The sequence below is a fragment of the Mesorhizobium sp. B2-5-4 genome, assembly GCF_006441095.1.
GTDB lineage: Bacteria > Pseudomonadota > Alphaproteobacteria > Rhizobiales > Rhizobiaceae > Mesorhizobium > Mesorhizobium salmacidum.
Genome location: NZ_VFUR01000029.1, coordinates 48041 through 63043, shown reverse-complemented (window position 1 = coordinate 63043; position 15003 = coordinate 48041). Strand labels below are relative to the sequence as shown.

At 61.8% G+C, this 15003-nt stretch carries 10 protein-coding genes and 3 pseudogenes; 5 read left to right on the top strand and 8 right to left on the bottom strand.

The annotated features are described in order from the left end of the window. Positions 1-317 precede the first annotated feature (317 nt). A pseudogene (locus FJ492_RS26250) lies at positions 318-1016 on the top strand (transposase); the annotation flags it as partial. 403 nt (positions 1017-1419) lie between these two features. Here FJ492_RS26250 and FJ492_RS29000 read toward each other — a convergent pair. From FJ492_RS29000 to FJ492_RS26225, 5 genes and pseudogenes are all read right to left on the bottom strand, one after another. Next, positions 1420-1497, bottom strand: a pseudogene (locus tag FJ492_RS29000) (IS21-like element helper ATPase IstB); the annotation flags it as partial. A 51-nt stretch (positions 1498-1548) separates the two neighbouring features. Next, the gene (locus FJ492_RS26240; protein ID WP_140773051.1) at positions 1549-2781 is read right to left on the bottom strand and encodes a serine hydrolase domain-containing protein; all 1233 of its coding nucleotides are present in this window, start codon (positions 2779-2781) and stop codon (positions 1549-1551) included. 568 nt (positions 2782-3349) lie between these two features. Further along, on the bottom strand, positions 3350-4579 hold the full coding sequence (locus tag FJ492_RS26235; RefSeq protein WP_246676128.1) for an MFS transporter: 1230 nt from the start codon (positions 4577-4579) through the stop codon (positions 3350-3352). A gap of 7 nt (positions 4580-4586) precedes the next feature. Continuing rightward, a pseudogene (locus FJ492_RS29340) lies at positions 4587-5146 on the bottom strand (DsbA family protein). Positions 5147-5249: 103 nt separating this feature from the next. Continuing rightward, positions 5250-5615, bottom strand: coding sequence for a nuclear transport factor 2 family protein (locus FJ492_RS26225; protein ID WP_140752891.1), 366 nt, complete (start codon positions 5613-5615; stop codon positions 5250-5252). Positions 5616-6786: 1171 nt separating this feature from the next. Here FJ492_RS26225 and FJ492_RS26220 point away from each other — a divergent pair. The 4 genes from FJ492_RS26220 (at position 6787) to FJ492_RS26205 (ending at position 9342) form a co-directional block, all read left to right on the top strand. Continuing rightward, positions 6787-7083, top strand: a complete 297-nt coding sequence (locus tag FJ492_RS26220) for an adenylate cyclase (protein ID WP_140510765.1) — start codon at positions 6787-6789, stop codon at positions 7081-7083. Between the two features lie 362 nt (positions 7084-7445). Continuing rightward, positions 7446-7886: a hypothetical protein gene (locus FJ492_RS26215; RefSeq protein ID WP_140752890.1), complete on the top strand. Its 441-nt coding sequence runs from the start codon at positions 7446-7448 to the stop codon at positions 7884-7886. 30 nt (positions 7887-7916) lie between these two features. Then, positions 7917-8615, top strand: a complete 699-nt coding sequence (locus tag FJ492_RS26210) for a hypothetical protein (RefSeq protein WP_246676127.1) — start codon at positions 7917-7919, stop codon at positions 8613-8615. A gap of 385 nt (positions 8616-9000) precedes the next feature. Beyond that, positions 9001-9342 carry a hypothetical protein gene (locus FJ492_RS26205; RefSeq protein WP_140713283.1) on the top strand — a complete coding sequence of 114 codons (342 nt, stop codon included), beginning with the start codon at positions 9001-9003 and terminating at the stop codon, positions 9340-9342. An 84-nt stretch (positions 9343-9426) separates the two neighbouring features. On the opposite strand, the gene ggt is transcribed toward FJ492_RS26205, so the two are convergent. The 3 genes from ggt to FJ492_RS26190 form a co-directional block, all read right to left on the bottom strand. Continuing rightward, positions 9427-11160, bottom strand: a complete 1734-nt coding sequence (gene ggt / locus FJ492_RS26200) for a gamma-glutamyltransferase (protein ID WP_140773047.1) — start codon at positions 11158-11160, stop codon at positions 9427-9429. Positions 11161-11413: 253 nt separating this feature from the next. Continuing rightward, positions 11414-12706 (bottom strand): L-rhamnose catabolism isomerase, encoded by a 1293-nt coding sequence (rhaI, locus tag FJ492_RS26195; RefSeq protein WP_140773045.1) that lies wholly within the window; start codon positions 12704-12706, stop codon positions 11414-11416. A 106-nt stretch (positions 12707-12812) separates the two neighbouring features. After that, on the bottom strand, positions 12813-14915 hold the full coding sequence (locus FJ492_RS26190; protein WP_140510759.1) for a bifunctional rhamnulose-1-phosphate aldolase/short-chain dehydrogenase: 2103 nt from the start codon (positions 14913-14915) through the stop codon (positions 12813-12815). Positions 14916-15003 lie beyond the last annotated feature (88 nt).

Below are 15003 nucleotides of genomic sequence, written 5' to 3'. Positions count from 1 at the left end.
TTGCTCTCCTTGCAAAGGGCCGAAAGTGTAACCCATCTATCCGGAATGAACTGTCACCCATCTCTCGGGAAGGGCACTTCTCTCGACATTCCTTTTCGCCGAAGCTCCTACGCCTGCATTTCTGCAAGCCACTGAATTTTCTCATCTTTTCGGAAAAGAGGGCGCAGACAGGCGCATTTCACGGAGTTTGGGCATATTTGGTCCAACGGAGCGCAGGGGTGGTATTTCCGTTGGTATTGGCCATCCTGATGGTATCGAAACAGTCAAAGGGAGGCCTCACGAATGGCCCTTTCTGATGTGAAATGCCGAAACGCTCGCCCGGCGGCGGCATTGCGCCGGACGGCAGCCGATGGATCTCCTCACGGCCGGCCTTGCTGCTCCCGGTGCGCGTGCTCGGCAAACTGTTCCGCCGGCTGTTCCTGACCCGTCTGGTCGCGCTGCACGACGCTGGGCGGCTCGCCTTCTTCGGATCGATGGTGCGCCTCGCCGAGCGACGGGCATTCCTGCGCCACCTTGCTCCCGTCCGGGGGAAGCGCTGGGTGGTTTACGCCAAGGCGCCGTTCGCGGGACCGGAAGCGGTGCTCGCCTATGTGTCGCGCTACACGCACCGGGTCGCCATCTCGAACCGGCGCCTGGTCGCCTTCGACGAGAGCGTCGTCACCTTCCGCTACAAGGCCTATCGCCGCAACGGCGCCGAGCGGCAGCAGGTCATGACGCTTGCCACTCACGAGTTCATTCGTCGGTTCCTGCTCCATGTCCTGCCGCGCGGCTTCCATCGCATCCGTCACTACGGCTTGCTCGCAGGCGGCTCTCGCAAGGACTGTCTCGCGCTCGCCCGCCAACTCCTGGACGTCGCCGCGCCGCCCGATGACGATAATCTCGACGATCCGGACAACTTCCGCCCGCCGTGCCCTTGCTGCGGCGGACGCATGATCGTCATCGAGACGTTCGAACGGTGGAGGCAACCGCGCGGACCGCCGGACGCAACGGCGACGAACCGGGAGAACGTCCCATGACCCGGCATGGCATGGTCGAGCCTTCAGCTGCAGGCGCTCAGCCGCCGGCGACGTATCCACGCGAGTCCATGGTGACTACCGTCGCCGAAAGGCGCGCGTCCGGACCTGCGCCGAGCCGGCAACATCGCGCGCAAGCGCAACAATGCGGCATGCCCGTATCAATCGCGGCGTCTCCCGGCGGCGGTCGCGCCATCGCCGACACCAGCCGCAGATCGAAATCCCCATAGCCATCGCCTGCGGCCCGCGGGTTCCTTCCTCGGGGACTTTCGTACGCCTGCCAGCGCCCGAAACTCTTCACGGAAGCGGATTGGCAGCTTCAGGCTGCGGCTCCTCAAGGGCGGACATTCAGGTTGCGCGGGCATCGTCGTGAGATGACCGATGCCGGAAGCGAGTTCCGCCCGGAAAGCCGGCTGATGAGATGGAAGAGCAACTGCCCGCCGGCTTGGGCGAAGAGCTCATCGAGCACCACGAAGCCGAGCCGGCCCGGCTTGCTAAGCACAAGGTTGCTCCGCGCAGTTTCTGTTGACGAGTCTCAGGCCCCTGTCAACGCACCATGGACGAGTGCGCGCAGCTCTTTGCGCACCGGAATGGCGCTCGAAGGCAGCAGTTGCGTGAATAGAATGACAACCAGGTCGTCGACCGGGCTCACCCAGAAGAAGGTGCCTGCCGCCCCGCCCCAGCCATAGTCGCCCACTTGCGCCGAAATTTGCGCCTTAGCCGGATCGAGGACGACGGAGCCCAGCAGGCCGAACCCGACGCCGTCAAACTGCGTCTCGGCCCAAACTTCGGTTGCCATCGAGGCAAGATCTCCCGGTAGGTGATTGCGCGCCGCCAATCTCAAAGTGCGGGGACTGAGGACGCGTTCGCCGTTGAGTTCACCTCCAGCCCGCAGCATTTCGGCGAACCGCCAATAGTCGTCGATGGTTCCGACGAGCCCGCCTCCGCCGCAGAACGTATCCACCTTGCCTTGCCGCCACTCCGAAACCTCCGGCGCTTCGTGCAAAGCCATGCCGCCAGCCGTAGCCTCATAGAGCGGGGGGAACCGGCTGATCTCAGACTCCGGCACAGCGAAGCCGGTGTCGGTCATGCCGAGGGGCTCGAAGATGCGACTCGCGAAGAATTTGTCGAGCGTCGTTCCGGAAACGACTTCCACGACACGGCCGATGACATCGGACCCGGTGCTGTATTGCCATCTCGTGCCCGGCTCCCATTCCAGTGGCAGCTCGGCGATCCTGCGCACCATCTTGTCGAGCCCACCGAAGGCAAGGGCGAGGCCGAGTTTTTCCTTGGCATAAGCTTCACCGAGCAGTCGGGGGTTCGTAAAAAGGCTTAGGCCAGATGTGTGAGTCAGCAGATGGTGGATCGTCATCTTCGTTTTGATGGGCACCGTTTGGTCCAGCGACGTTGCGCCCGGTATCAGAAGTTGCCTATTTTTGAATTCCGGCAGGTAAGCTTCGACCGGATCGTCGAGATGCAGGCGCGCCCCCTCGTACAGCATCATCAGCGCGACGGCGGTGACAGGCTTGGTCATCGAGTAGATGCGAGCGATGAGGCCGCGCTGCCAAGGCCGCTTGGCTTCGACGTCGGCGTGCCCGGCGCAGTCGAAAAAGGCGAGTTCTCCATGACGCGCGATGAGCACTGCACCTCCCGGCCAGCGCCCGGTGTCGGCATATCGCTGCATCCACCGCTTCAGTCGCGCCAGCCGCGCCTTGTCGAAGCCGAGGTCCGCAGGATCACGAACTGGTTCGCCACCAAATTGACTCATCGCGCAAATGTCCTGTCGCAGGCGAAGGCCCTTTGGACAATTCTGCGCTCTCCCCGCATTATTGCCAATAGTTGCCGGCTTGACCACCAGTGAAGCTGCAGACGACGTCTGCTCTCAGGAAGCCCAAATCCGGTCCCCTACGGCAAAGTTCAGGCGCATTGCTGCCCATCATTTCGGGCAGAAAGCGAAAAGAGACAGTCGTCGCGCTGCATCGCGTCACGCGGATTCTCGAACCGAATCCGAGGCCCGCGTCCTGCTGACCACCTTCTGGAATCAGCTCTCCGAGTCTCTCCGGCGCAAGCTGGGGAATGTTTGCGGGCGTCCGGTACGACGTGACCACCACGGCCGCCTCATTCCGCCGCATCGCCGAGGAGCGCTCTATCCCGGTCGAAAGGCGCATGTGGCCGACCGGACACCGTCCGAGACCTCGTTGAGATGGCCACCACTGACGAGAGAAGCAGCAAACAAGGTTGGCTTCGACAATCACACCTACAGCAAAGCGTTGATGACCACCGCGCTACGCAGCACACCATGTCCTGGGATATCGCCTAAGGTTTGCTTGCGCGTTTTACATCGATGGAATAGCCGGCCGATTCTGGTCAGCAACGATACGGTGGAATACCCACAGAATGGCTGGGCAAACCAGGAGTAGGACGGCGCCGAAGTCGAGCGCGGCGCTCGCGGAGCCGAGCGACGTGGAAAGCTTTCCGCCGATCGCGGATCCAACCGGGCTCCCGGCATAGAAGGTCGTATAGAATATTCCCATTCCGATCGCCCGCGTTTTTGGCCCGAGCACGCGCGCAGGAAGGCTCATGATCGCACCGGCGGGCAGGCCGCAAACGGTCCCGACGGCAATGACGACAGGAAGCACCTGGCCACTTCGCGACAGGAGAACCGTCAGCAGCGCAAAGCCAATGCAGCCTGCGACAATGATAGCTTCGCCGCGCTTGGTCAGATCAGCGAGGAAGCCTCCGAAGGGAACCGAAATCGCGGTGAGCCAGAGGACGATGCTGATCGTTAATCCGGCTGCAGCCATGGACCAGCCTCGCTCAACGAGCATCGTTGGGCCGAAACTGAAGATCATCACCAAACCGAGGTTGTAGAGACACCAGATCGAGCTAGCGGCAATCACCGCATAGACCGTTTCCGAGGTCACACTGCCTGGTTCGCCGTCAATGGAGACAGCCGCCTCCGGCGCGCGGTAGAAAAAAGCCATGAGAACGAGGCCAATCATGATCCACCCCGCGACGGCAAGATTGACGAGATGAAGCCCGAACCTTGTTGCAATCCATGGCAGGAGCATGAGCGAGATTGCGATGCCCACCGGCCACGAGTTGACAAAAATGGCCATGGCGGTTGCGATTTCGCGACCGGCAAACCAGTCGGCGACCATCTTGGTCATCAGGACGCTCAGGAGAATGCCGCCAGTGCCGGCAATCAGCCGACCTGCGATTTGCACACTCCAAGAGGCAGACGAGGTCATTAGCAATTCGCCTGCCAGCATCGCCAAGATTGCGGCGAGGACCGTCGCCTTGTCGCCGTAGCGGCGCCCGACAGCGCCGCCGGGGAAGGCGAGCAGGACGCCCGGCGCAAAGTAGATTCCGATAAGGATGCCGATATCAGCCAGGCTCGCACCGAGGCTCTGGCTAAGCTGCGGCGCTACGGCCCCTACACTGCCAAACTGGAAGGCGAAGGCGGCACGAGCGACGAATAGGATAGCAAGAATAGTCCAGCGGCTTGGCATCTGAATCTTCCCTTGGACTGACGATCGGCGCATGATTTTCACCAAATGCGTCACGGCAGCCCTATCCATCACGTTTCAACGCTTGCAGATCATGTCGGCCAGCGGCCCAGGCAAGCGCCTCTTCGAGCCGGTCGTCCCCCCAAAACATTTCGCCATCCACTACGAACGCCGGGGAACCGAAAATGCCATAGCTGCGGGCCGCATCGGTTTCAGCCTTGAGCCGCTCATTGGCGCGGGCGCCGTCGGCCTTTGCAGTCACGTCGTCGACATCCTGACCGAGGGGAGCCAGCACATGCTGCAGATGGGCGCGGCTACCCAGTTCCATGCCTTCCAGGTACCACGCCCTGAAGCTTGCGACGGTGTAGGCCTCGCACCAGCCCTCTTCGGCCGCACCATCGCGACCCGGTTGGCCAGAAGGTCCGGATCGGTCGGCCAGCTGGGAGCCCTGACGTAGGGGACGCCGTGCGTCGCCGCGCGCCGCTCCACATCGCGCCACATGTACTTCACCTTTGCCGCCTGGGTGCGGAGGGCAATGTTGTTCTCGGCCATCACGGTGCGGACATTGAAGGGACGCCATCGAACGGCAACGCCCGACTGTTTCGCCATAGCGTCAATGCGCATCACCGACAGATATGCGTAGCCGCTCCCGAAGAAATAGAAGAAGTCGATCTGCTTCATTCCCACCGTCTCCGCGGCCGCGCCAAGTCGGCAACAAACCTATTCCTCAGTCGGTGCTGTTAAGGCTGCACATGCGTATGAGCCATGACCCGTCGGCCTGTCGCTCGAAGACGTCGACCGACGTTCCGTTGCCGACCTCCAAGCCCTCGGTATACGTCGCCAGGCACCAAGCCAGGTCACCGGATCCGCCCGCATGTATCACTTCCATTTTCTTGTCGGTCGCCTCGCTGTGCCCGTTCGTCCAGGTTGTGTGGAGAGCTTCGATCGCGTCTCGGCCTCTAGCCGGAGGCGCGTAGGGCGAATGCAATTCAGCATCGGCCGTAAACATCGCGCCGCATGTTTTGGCGTCGCCGGCACGATAGGCAGCTACATAGGCATTACAGAAAACCTGCAGTTCCTCGTGGATCGACATCGGCGGCTCCCCGGGGGTGAGATTGCTATATTAGCGATTTCTTGGATATGCGACAATCCTCCCATGCTGGTCGGCCGCTGGCCATCGTCCCACCCAAAAGATGGTCTGCGGTCGAACTCTTCTTGCAAGCCTGGACGCATCGCTGACCCGAAGCCCGCGCCAAAAAAATGATCCAAATCGTTGTCCTAGTCGAGGCAAACGTCCTTCGTTCCAGGAGGACGTTCACACGTGTTGGGGTACGCCGAGCAGCATCTGTTGGTTGATCCCGGCCTGCGACGGATCGCCAATGAAGGTGCTGCCAAAGCCGTTACTGCTCGACGGGAAGCCCGAAGCCATGGTTCACCAGCATCGCGACCTAACCGTCATCGCGGTGGTCTGCACGGTGGGGGCGTCGGTCTCCGCTCTGGCAGTATGCCACCTCATACCGCGCGCATGTGTCCGCTTATGGGATGTCGTAAAGGCGGGCTCTACGTCTGAGTTGCGGCGCAAAGCTGCCGTTCGCGTCGTGGATAGCTTTCGGGTCAGACTCTCCCGCTCCCTACCGGTCTTTGCAGCACCGAGACAGGCCCATCACGCCCGACACTGTAGAAAATATCGCATGCTCTCCGAGTGGGGGGGAAAGGCGGTAGCGCTCTGGCGACTCGATCCCCCGCATCGAATGGCATGACCGGGGACCATCTGGGCCAGAGGGCAATGCTACAATCAAGTCCTTATGACGCGATCCCTGGTTGCTGTCATATCGCATGCGCCTGTTGCAGGCGCGTTCGCGTGTCGGCGCTTAGGCTTTCTTGTCGCCATTGGGATTTGGCGCCGGCGCCTCTCGCACGTCTCGCGGTGGCGGATCGATGTGCTCAAGCTCTGACGGTGCTTCCTTGTCCGGCCGACTGACGGGTGGCTGCGGGCCGGGCTTCGGCTGCGGTTCTTTGATCTTGGCTGGCATATCCGGTTAACTGGAATCCACAGGCTCTTGTTCCCTGATGCCTTAAAAGAACCCGATGCCTTAAAGGACCTGGAGACCGAAGCCGCCAAAAGCGTGTCACGGTGAAACAAACAGATCACAGTTTGCGATAGTCGGGATGAATGGTGCCCCGAAGAGCGTTCTAACTTTAGTTCGCCGGGTGCTCACATGAACCCCGAGCACCCAAAATCAAATGCTTTTGGGAGAACGACCATGAAACATCTCCTCATTCCGGTGATGGCAGGCTTGCTCATAGGTTCCACCAGCATGGCTTTGGCCACCAATGTCCACACGGTGACGGGCACAACAGGTCAGCCCAGCCAAGAAATCGGAACTGCTCAAACAGGAAGTGCGACCCCCGGCCACGCCAGCTCTGCTCCGGGCTCAGCCTTCAACCCGGATGGGAATGCCGGAACACATTACGCCGGCACCCAGCCACAAAACTCGAAAAATCCGAAGAGCGTATCTCAATACGACGCGGCCGGCTTCCAGCAGTCCCATAATCATTAGGTGACAGCACGGTCCGCGAAACAACAGGCCCGGCCGCAGAGGCAGCCGGGCCGGCGCATTCGCCAGTCGACGCCACACTTGTTGGCGTGGACAAGGCGCCGGGAAACTCGTCAGCAGCACGTTTCGTGCTCACGTAAATCTATTTACCTGCCGGTCATAGCAGGCGCGGCGCTGGTGAAGGCAGTTTTCCAACCCTCTGATTTCGGAATTTATCGGGACTAGGCTTCCGCCGGCATGCCCGCCCTGTCACAAAGATCGATTGACGGAACGACTTTGCTCTCACCGCGCTTCTGTCGGATTCAATTTGCTTGGCGCCCCACAATCCCTAGGGCAAACTCCCTGCCGGGGCTGCAGGAGGTGAAATGAGAGCACGCGCAGCAACGCTGGGGGATCTCGAGGACGTCTTCCATGGCCTGTCCAAGCGGATGTCGGACGAGTACGCGGCGGCTGGCAAGGACAGCAAGATCGCCTACGACAATCTGATGATGAATTTGAAAGAGGGCCGGGCGCACGCGCTTGTCGAGGGCGAGAAGGCCGTGGCGATCATCGCCTGGCATGAAAACAGCGACGCCGCCGACACGCTGTTTGCCGCGCAGGAGGATTTCTTCCGCGGCTCGACCGTCCGTTTCTGCAAGCGGCATATCAGGCATATCCAAGCGCTCGCCGGCAACCTTCCCATCCACTCGCGCAGCTGGCTCAAGGGGCCCGATGTCGCCAGATGGTTCGGCATTATCGGCTATGTCGAACGCGGCCAGGAGAACGGCGCCAAGCTGTTCGAACTGCCGCCGGCCCACGCCAGCTAAGGAACCCCGGCTGGCGGCAGGTGTTCCTCCTTGCCGCTGAGCATACCTCGCCATCGCCCGCGCAAATTCGTCGATGCGGTCACCTCTTCGGCTCCAAGCGCCTCGGTGGCCTTGCGAATTGCACTCTCGGCCGCCTTGGACTGCCTCAGCAAGCGGCTTGCACTAGGCGACGATTGGCGAGATGTTACTGAGGGCAACCGGGACCAAACCGGCAGGCCGAGATCGATATGGCTGCTGGAAATGTCGCGAGCCTCCTTCGCCGTTCTTACCTTTGTTGTCTTGCTGGCGCCGGTAGAGGCAAGCGAGCGCATGTCCCATCTGCTTGACCGCTCCAACCTGCCGATCTCCTATCTTCGCGAATCGGATATTGTGACCGCATACACGACCGCAATGGCGCGCTTCCGTCTGCGGTTCGCAGGACGTGCCGGCGAAACCAATCATGCGGTCTCTCTCGAACCATTGCTTTTGCGGGCGGAATTCCGTGCGCGGACCTGGCGGTCGGCGGACGGCAGCTTGTTGCAAGGCTTCGCCGGCAAGGGCGGCTTCCGATTGACCCTCGGTAACTGCCTAGCGCGCATCTGCGCTGCCAGCGAATGCAGCGATGCCGGTTGGCCGGTATACGCCTGCAGCGACGGACGCAAGCGCAAGATGTCCGTCACGGATTTTGTGACGGCAAGCTTCGATGGCGTGCCCTATCGTCGATTGAGCGCCTCCCCTTCACAGGAATGAGGGCGCGAGGTGCCCACCATCATACCGAGGCAGGCGTGCAGCAAGGGCGGTGTTCCTTTCCCGCACCGCGACGCCTTCCCAGTCAACAATTGCCCGCCTCACGCCCAGCGCCGCGGCTCCCCGCCGCGGTCGCGCAGGACGTTGCGGCGCTGAAATTGACGCGCGGCATCATCTTTTTCCCGCGAACATAGTCCAAATAGAATAGGATGGTGGCGCGCCATCCAAACGCGGACACGTTGTTGCATTCGACCCACGCGGCCGGAAAAATCGGTGACAAGCGCCGCCGGAACGTGTTGAAGGTGACAGTCGACACAGAGAGGGATGTGCGATCGGGTTGCACTCGGCAAGTGTTGATGGTTTGTTGCCGGTCTGCGGAGAACGAGTGATGCGAGAATCGATCGGTCAAGACGAATATGGGTCGGCGAACCCTTTCGATCCGGACGACCTGCCCAATCTGAATGCGATCGGACCGGGGATCGGCAGTAACGACTTCGAGAAATACGCGGTCGCCGTGATCATCGTGTTCGGCGCCCTGATCATCGGCGGGCTTATGGCAGCGTCGATGACTTTCGGCCATCGCAACGGCTTCCTCTTCGCGCTGGGCGGCGCCACGTCGGCCTGGATATCGGGTAACGCGCTGCTGCTCGACCGGCCACGCATCTATGCGCTGTTCGTCGGCATCGCTGCCCTGATGCTGATTGCATCGACCGTCACGCTGGTGACCTGACGGCTCCTGCCGGGCCATGAGGCGGAGGCCGGTCCCGAAAGGCGGAATCCGGCCTCGTCAGGCAAGGAACAGGTTTGCGGCCTGTCAATATCCAAGCGCTTCGCCCGATGCCGCGCGGCTGTCGATTGCGCCATTGTAGCGCGCGCCGCCGCCCTTCTTGATTTCCGCCAGGCTCTTGCCGCCGACCAGGATTCCGGCCGCCTGCCCCCAGCTCTGGTCAGCGAGATCGAGGTGATAGCCCATGCCGGCCAGCAGCCTTTCGGTGTCGGGCGAAAGGCCGAACGGCTCGATGTAGACGGTGTCGGGCAGCCATTGGTGATGAATGCGCGGCGCATCGATCGCCTCCTGGATGTTCATGCCGTGGTCGATGACGTTGACGATCGCTTCCAGCGTGATGGTGATGATGCGCGAGCCGCCGGGGCTGCCGATGACCATGAACGGCTTGCCGTCCCTGGCCACGACTGTCGGGCTCATCGAGGACAGCGGCGTCTTCTTCGGCTGGATAGCGTTGGCTTCGCCCTGGACGAGGCCATAGAGGTTTGGCACGCCGGGTTTCTGGGTGAAGTCGTCCATCTCGTTGTTGAGCAGGATGCCGGTGCCGTCCGCCACTACGCCGGCGCCGAACGAGCCGTTCAACGTGTAGGTGACCGCGACCGCGTTGCCGTCCTTGTCGATAATCGAATAATGCGTCGTCTCCTTCGATTCGCCAAAACCCTTCGGCATCAGGTCCTGCGACACACCGGCCCGGAACGGATCGATCTTGTCGCGGATGTCCTTGGCATAGACTTTATCCAGCAGCTTGGAGATCGGGTTGTCGACGAAATCGGGATCGCCGAGCGCCGAGTTGCGGTCGACATAGGCGTGGCGCATCGCCTCGACCATGACATGCACCGTTTCGGCCGAGCCGGCGCCGAGATAGGACAGCGGGTAGCCTTCCAGCACGTTGAGGATTTCGCAGATGATGACGCCGCCTGAGCTCGGCGGCGGCGACGAGATGATCTCGTAGCCACGATAGGAGCAGGTGACGGGCTTCAGCTCGCGCACCGCATAGTGTTCGAAATCACCCTTGGCCAGGATACCGCCCCTGGCGCCGCTCGCCTTGACGATGGCGTCAGCGATGGCGCCTTTGTAGAAGGCATCGGGACCTTTCTCGGAAATGGCTGAGAGCGACGCGGCAAGGTCGGGCTGAACCAGCTTCTCGCCGATGCCGTAGGGCTTGCCACCGGGTTTGAGGAAGGCGGCGGCCGCCGCTGGGTCCCTCGCCAACCTTTCAGCGCCGCCGGCGAATGAGGCTGCATCGCCCTGGTTGAGGATGAACCCGTCCTTGGCATAGTTGATCGCCGGCGCCATCAAATCCTGCCTGGACAAGGTGCCGTATTTCTGGCGCGCCATCTCGAAACCGGCGACGGAACCCGGTACGCCGACCGCGAGGTAGCCGTCGAGGCTGGCGCCCTTCACCGGGTTGCCATCCTTGTCGAGATACATGGTCTTGGTCGCGGCAAGCGGCGCCCGCTCACGAAAATCAAGGAAGGTCGATTTGCCGTCCTTGAAGCGGATGGTCATGAAGCCGCCGCCACCGATATTGCCGGCGTTGGGGTAGACCACGGCCAAGGCATAGCCGACAGCGACAGCCGCATCGACGGCATTGCCGCCCTTTTTCAGAACCTCGACGCCAACTTCGGAAGCCAGATGCTGGGCCGTGACGACCATGCCGTTCTCGCCCTTGGCCGGTGCTGGTGACGCGGCGAAGGCCGATGGCGAAAAGGCGAAAGTGATGGAAAGGCTGAGGGCGATCAGCGTCCGGCGGGTGAGGTGCATGGCGGGTTCTCCAGATGGTGCTTGCTAAGAAGAGCTACTTGGAGCGATCGAGTCCATCTTCAATGAAGACATTCACGGGTTGGTGACTGCCCGCTTGTGGGGAGATACAGGGCGCGAGGGATCGCCAACCTTCAGACGTTTGTTCATCCAGGTTTGATTGTGAGGCAGCTCAATCAGCTGAGACGTCGGCGGGACAGCGCCCCCCTCTGTCCTGCCGAACATCTTCCCCGCAAGAGGGGAGATCGGCTCTACCTCAAACGATCCCGCCGGAGCCGCCTGCGACGGCTGGCCGTTCGGCCGCGACCTTGGCGCGGTAGCCCGCTGCCCGGTAAGCGGCGACCGGATCGATGGCGCCACCGGTCTTCAGCCGCGCCATGGCAAGGATCGGATCGACATCGGTGCGGTAAGCCGCCTTCAGCATCTGCGTCGCCATCAGCGCGTCATTGCCGTCCTGAAAACCTTCAAGCGCCTTGCGGTCGACCAGCAGCGCCTGCGCATAGGCGCGCTGCACCTCGACCGCCGACAGCATCAGGCTTTCGATCGGATCGGTGACGTTGTGGCTCTGGTCGAGCATATGGGCGGGATCAAAGCCTTCGGCGCCGGAAAGCTCGGCATCGACCAGTTCGTTGAAGACGAGGAACAGCCGGTAGGGATCGATCGAGCCGGCATCGAGATCGTCGTCGCCATATTTCGAATCGTTGAAGTGGAAGCCGCCGAGTTTTTTGAACTGGATCAGCCGCGACACGATCATCTCGATGTTGACGTTGGGCGCATGGTGGCCGAGGTCGACGAGGCAGAACGCCTTGTCACCCAATTCCTTGGCGATGATGTAGTTGGTGCCCCAGTCCTGCACGACGGTGGAATAGAAGGCCGGCTCGTACATCTTGTGCTCGGTGAACAGCTTCCAGTCGGCCGGCAGGCCGGCGTAGACTTGCCTCATGGCATCGAGATAGCGCTCGAAGGCTTTGGCCAAATTGACCTGGCCGGGGAAATTCGAGCCGTCGCCGATCCACACCGTCAATGCCCTGGAGCCCAGCGTCTTGCCGATCTCTATGCATTCGAGATTGTGCTCGACCGCCTGCCGGCGCGTACCGGCATCGGAATGCGACAGCGAACCGAATTTATAGGAGAGCTTCTGATCCTTCGTGTCCGAGAAGGTGTTGGAATTCATGGCATCGAAACCGAGACCGAAGCGGGAAGCCGCCTGCTTCAGCCGGTTCGGATCGGCCTTGTCCCACGGGATGTGCAGGGAGACGGTCGGGGTCGCCTGCGTCAACTGCTTGATGACGGCGCAATCCTCGATCTTGTCGAAGATGTCGCGTGGCTCGCCAGCGCCCGGGAAGCGGGCGAAGCGGGTGCCGCCGGTGCCGACGCCCCAGGAGGGGATCGCGACGGCGAATTTCTCGACCTTGTCCCTGATCGCATTGATGGCAATGCCGCGCCGGTCGAGGCGTTCGCCGAGCGAGGCGTAGTCGCGCTCGAGGTGGGCCTTGCGCGCGGCATTGCTCTTATCGACGATGTCGGCGGAGATGATGGATTCGGACACTGCTGTTCCTCCCAGAATGCATTCGGTGAGCGCTGCCCCTCATCCGGCCCTTCGGGCCACCTTCTCCCCGTATAGTGACGGGAGAAGGGAGCGCTTCGAGGTTAGCTCAGCGCGTAAAGCTCTGTGCGTTGCCGGCGTCGACGTTGATGATGTTGCCGGTCGACTTGGCCGACATGTCGGAGGCCAGGAAATAGATCGCTTCGGCGATGTCTTCCGGGAAGACGGAGCGCTTCAGCATCGAGCGCGAGCGGTAGTGCTCTTCGAGATCGTCGGTCGACATCTTGTAGGCGGCGGCGCGTTGTTCCTTCCACTCGCCGGTCCAGATCTTCGAGCCACGCAACACGGCGTCCGGATTGACGACATTGACCCTGACCTGCGCTTCCGCGCCTTCCATCGCGAGACAGCGGGCGAGATGGATTTCGGCGGCCTTGGCGGTGCAATAGGCGGCGGCATTGGGTGACGCGGCAAGGCCGTTCTTGGAGGCGACGAAGACGACATTGCCGCCGATCTTCTGTACCCGGAACAGCCGGAACGCTTCCCGCGAGACCAGGAAATAGCCGGTCGACAGGATATCCATGTTCTTGTTCCACAGCGCCAGCGTCGTCTCCTCGATCGGCGCCGAGGACGCAAGCCCAGCATTGGAGACCAGAATGTCGATGCCGCCGAACTCGACCGCGGTCTCGGCGAAGCCGGCGACGACCTGATCCTCCGAGGTGACGTTGATGAGGACCGGCCGGACGAAATCCATGCCAAAGACCTTGGCCAGTTCCTCATTGGCGCTGGCGAGCGCCGCCTCGTCTATATCGGCCAGCACCACGCAGGCGCCTTCGCGCAGCAGGCGGTTGGCCGTAGCCCGGCCGATGCCGCCGGCGCCGCCGGTGACCAGCGCGATCTGGCCGGCGAGAGACTTCGGCTTCGGCATGCGCTGCAGCTTCAGGTCCTCGAGCAGCCAGTACTCGATGTCGAAAGCCTCCTGCGCGGGCAGGCCGACATAGGACGAGACGGTGGACGCGCCGCGCATGACGTTAATGGCATTGACGTAGAATTCGCCCGAGATGCGTGCGGTCGCCTTGTCGCCGGCGAAGGTGAACATGCCGACACCGGGCATCAGATAGACCACCGCATTGGGATCGCGGATGGCGGGCGAATCCGCATGCTTGCAGCTGTCGTAGTAGGCTTGGTAGCCGACACGATATTCGGCAATGTCGTCGGCGAGGCGCGCGATGACGGCATCAATGTCAGGCTTTGCCGGGTCGAATTCGATGACCAGCGGGCGGATCTTGGTGCGCAGGAAATGATCTGGGCACGAGGTGCCGAGTGCGGCCAGCGGGCGCAAATTTTTCGAATTGACGAATTCGAGCACGGCGGCCGAATCGTCGAAATGGCCGAGCTTGTGGCTCTTTTCCGAGATCAGGCCACGGATTCTCGGCATCAGCTTGGCGGCAATGGCACGGCGGTCAGCGGCGTCGAGCGACTTCACCACCTCACCACCGAAAATCGCCACGCCTTCGGAGCGGCGCTCGAACCATTCGATCGCCTGGTTGATCACCGAGATCGTCGTCTCGTAGCATTCCTTGGGGGTGTCGCCCCAGGTGAACAGGCCGTGGCTTTCGAGGATGACGCCCTTGGCGGTTGGGTGTTCGAGGCAGAATTTCTCCAGCCACAGGCCAAGCTCGAAGCCCGGCCGTTTCCATGGCAGCCAGCCAATGACGTCGCCGAAGATCTCCTTGGTCAGCGCCCTGGAATCTTTCGCGGCGGCGATGGCGATGATGGCATCGGGATGCATGTGGTCGACGAAGGGCTTCGGCACGTAGGCGTGCAGCGGCGTGTCGATCGAGGCCGCGCGTGGATTGAGGTTGAAGGTGCAGTGGGGCAGATAACCCACCATCTCGTCCTCATGCTCGACGCCGCGGTAAAGCCCCTTCAGCGCCCGCAACTTGTCCATGTAGAGGGTGGCGAAGCCGTCCAGCTTGATCGAGGCGCTGTCGCCGCCCGAGCCCTTGACCCAAAGCACCTCGACATTCTCGCCGGTGAGCGGATCCTTCTGCCAGATCTTCGAGGAGGTATTGCCGCCGCCATAGTTGGTGACGCGCTTGTCGGAGCCGAGCGTGTTCGAGCGATAGACCAGAAGCTCGGGCTCACTCATCCCCTGTGCCTTCGCATCATCCCACAGATTGGCGAGGCGCGAGCCGGAGCGCTTGTCGAGCATAGGTAATCCTCCCTTGGAGCGCGGACGATGCGCTCCTTTTTCGCCCAGGAATGTCTACGCAAGAGGCGAGCTTGTCAATCACAAACGA